3 protein-coding genes are annotated in these 2,908 nt (G+C 70.1%); all 3 read right to left on the bottom strand.

Features of this window, described 5'->3' with window-relative positions; all coding sequences use genetic code 11:
* Positions 1-234: 234 nt before the first annotated feature.
* Genes AC08OQ_RS19000 through AC08OQ_RS18990 form a run of 3 tightly spaced genes read right to left on the bottom strand, consistent with a single transcriptional unit; the run spans position 235 to position 2,740 of the window.
* Positions 235-492, bottom strand: a complete 258-nt coding sequence (locus AC08OQ_RS19000) for a hypothetical protein (protein WP_476602399.1) — start codon at positions 490-492, stop codon at positions 235-237.
* Positions 489-1,238, bottom strand: a complete 750-nt coding sequence (locus tag AC08OQ_RS18995; RefSeq protein WP_476602398.1) for an NAD-dependent epimerase/dehydratase family protein — start codon at positions 1,236-1,238, stop codon at positions 489-491. Before AC08OQ_RS18995 ends, AC08OQ_RS19000 begins: the two co-directional genes overlap by 4 nt.
* Positions 1,239-1,246: 8 nt before the next feature.
* Positions 1,247-2,740 carry a helix-turn-helix domain-containing protein gene (locus AC08OQ_RS18990; RefSeq protein WP_476602397.1) on the bottom strand — a complete coding sequence of 498 codons (1,494 nt, stop codon included), beginning with the start codon at positions 2,738-2,740 and terminating at the stop codon, positions 1,247-1,249.
* Positions 2,741-2,908 lie beyond the last annotated feature (168 nt).

Below are 2,908 nucleotides of genomic sequence, written 5' to 3'. Positions count from 1 at the left end.
GGCATACGAGGATAGGCCGGCCGATGGAAGGCCTTACGAAGTATGCCTGCCTGCAACCAGCCTGCTACTTTATGTTGGCTGGCGGGTGGCCCTCGGGCCAGGAGAAAGAGCCGGGAGGGATGCCCGCCGGAGCCTGCCGCACCGCGGGCTACCGCGGGGCCGGTGTGGGCTACCGCAGGGTCAATGTGGGGCCGGTGTGGGCCACCGCGGGGCCGGTGTGGGCCCCGCGGGGTCTCAGGTGATGCTCGGAGCGATCCGCTGGCGTGGCGGCAGGGCGGCGGCCCCGGCCGGTGTCGGCCCCCGGCCCCAGCGCCACACGTCGGCGACGATGCGGTCGATGCTCGACGCCGGAGAACTCCAGCCGAGATCGGCGCGGATCCGGGTGCTGTCACCGATCAGCGTCTTCGGTTCGGAGACCGGCGGACAGTGGACGCGGCGGACCGGGCGCCCAGCGACCCGGCCGACCGCGGCGAGCACGTCAGTGACACTCACCCCGACGCCGCTGCCCACGTTGAACACCGCGCAGTGCCCGGGCGCGCGGCGACCAGCGCCGTCAGGTAGGCCGTTGCCATGTCCACGACGTGGACGTACTCCCGCAGCGCGAGGCCGTCCCCATTGACCCGGAACACATCCCGGCACCCGCTCGCCACGGCGATCGCCGCCGGGATGATCCGGCTGCCGTCGCGGTCGATGTGTCCCGCGACGGCACCCGCGACGTTGAAGGAACGTAGGATCACCGCGCCGAGCAGCCCGGTGCCGGCCTGGTGGGACAGCAGCCGCTCGGCGGCGAACTTGGAGGTTCCGTAGGGGTTCACCGGGTCGGGTGGGCAGGTCTCCGGGATCCGCGCGAGGTCGACGTTGCCGTAGACCGCGCAGGTGGATCCGAAGACGAACGCGGGTGCGACTCCGGTGTGCTCGGCGCCCTCCTCCAGGGCAGCCAGCAGGTTGATGGTGCCGGTCAGGTTCGTCTGGAAGTAGCGCACGGGATCCAGCCGCGACTCCCGCACCCGGGTCAGGGCCGCGAGATGGCATACTCCCTCGAATCCTCGGCTGACCCCCGCCGCGGCCAGCTGGCGGGGATCGAGCAGGTCCGCGGCCACCACCTCGATATCGGGGGCGAACCGCGGCGTGGTCATCGGCTCGCGGACCATCGCCGTAACTTGGTGCCCGGCGGTGGCGAGCATGTCCGTGACCACTCCGCCGATGAAGCCGGCCGCGCCGGTGACAAGGACGCGCATGTCCGGGATCAGGATGCGGCCCGCACGCGCATCCCGAGGAGGATCTCCCGGTGGCGCCAGGCGAGTTCCAGGCAGGCGGCGGCCGACGGGGCGATGGGCTCGGTGTCGACGAGACGGCGCAGTGCCGAGTGGGTGAACGGGATGCCCTCGGTCACCGACCGGTTCGGACCCGCGGTGACGACCGATCCCTCGGCATTGCTCTGGACCATGCTGCCGAACAGCCGGTCGAAGGCGTCGGCGTCCACCACGACGACGGTGAGGATCTCGCCGAACAGGGTGAGCGCGTCCAGCCCGATCCCGAAGTACGACACCCGCATGGCGCCGGACCGACGCGCCTGCTCGAACGAACGGAACGGCTCGTCGGTGTCATAGCCGATCGGGCTGGACGAGCTGCCGTCGTGCTCCGGGTTGCCCAGCAGCTCCTCGCTCAGCTCACGCATGATGTTGCGCCACAGGTCGAAGTCGGCCTCATGGTGGAACGGGGTGATGCCCGACGGCTGGAAGACCCCGGCCGGGATGACGTGGTACACCTCGCCCGCGGTCGCGACCGAGCCCGCGCTGCGCCGGTGCAGGAAGAAGCTCGCCTGACCGCCGCGATCGTGGCGGATCGTGAGCGTGTTGATGGACGGCAGGGCCGCCCGCCGGGTGAAGTCGAACGGATCTCCGATGCGCGCCCGGAAGGGCAGCGCGGGCCAGGACAGTCCGCTGCCGGCCATCGCGGCCGCCGTCTCGTGTGCGACGGTCTCGCAGATGTCAACGGCGTCGAAGTACGTCGTGTGGGCGAAGCTCAGCGACGGATGGTTGTCCGTCGACGGTCCCGCGGTCCCGTCACCGCCGATATCGAGCAGGCGGAAGCTGAGCCGGTTCTCGAACAGAGTCGGCCGGTCGAGATCCCGCATCGCCCGCGTGTATCGCTGGTAGCGGTTCTGCTGACCGCCTCCACCAAGCAGGGGCCGGCTACCGGCCGTCTCGGGTTCGTCCCCCCTGATCGTGGGGGCCTCGACGCTATCGTGCCACTCAAGGGTGACATCGTCGATGTCCACCGGGGTGTCCCACACCCAGCCGGGCCGGGCCAGTAGCCCGCTGCCGAGCCGGTCGGTTTCCGGGTAGAGCCGCACCGCCGCGCGGGCGAGGCTGATCCGATGGTGGTTGAGATGATCGCGGGTGAGCCGCCACGCGCGTTGGCTCGCGGCGGCCTGCTCGGCCGCCGGACTGTGCGGCGCAGTCTCCCGGCGACGGTCCGTCATCGATCCCGGAGCCAGGCCGACGTCCTCGGGGGACAGCGCCAGATTGCGGGCGATGTGACGGAGCGTCGAGATGTCGTGGATAGCCCGCCGGCCGCTCTCCACCTTGGATACGTAGGACTGGTCGAAGCCCAGACGGTCGGCGAGCTGCTGCTGCGTGAGGCCGTGGGCCTGCCGGTACGCGCGTAGGAGTTGGCCCACACCAACGCTGGTGGGAGTAGAACGCGGCGGCGTCCATAGCCAAGTGTGACCGGTCACCCGCAACCCTCTCGTCCGACAATCGTGTTACGCGAAGTGAGCATAACGAGCCGGGCATCTAGGCTTGTCTTCCGCACGTGCGTGCGATGAGCCAGCTTCTTGATCTCTTGTTCGGATCACGTCGGGGTGACCGCGATCGGTAGTGACGGGGCTGGGACTGTTCCTGGC

This window comes from Frankia sp. CcCS3, assembly GCF_977927575.1.
This window is presented reverse-complemented; position numbering and strand designations above follow the sequence as displayed.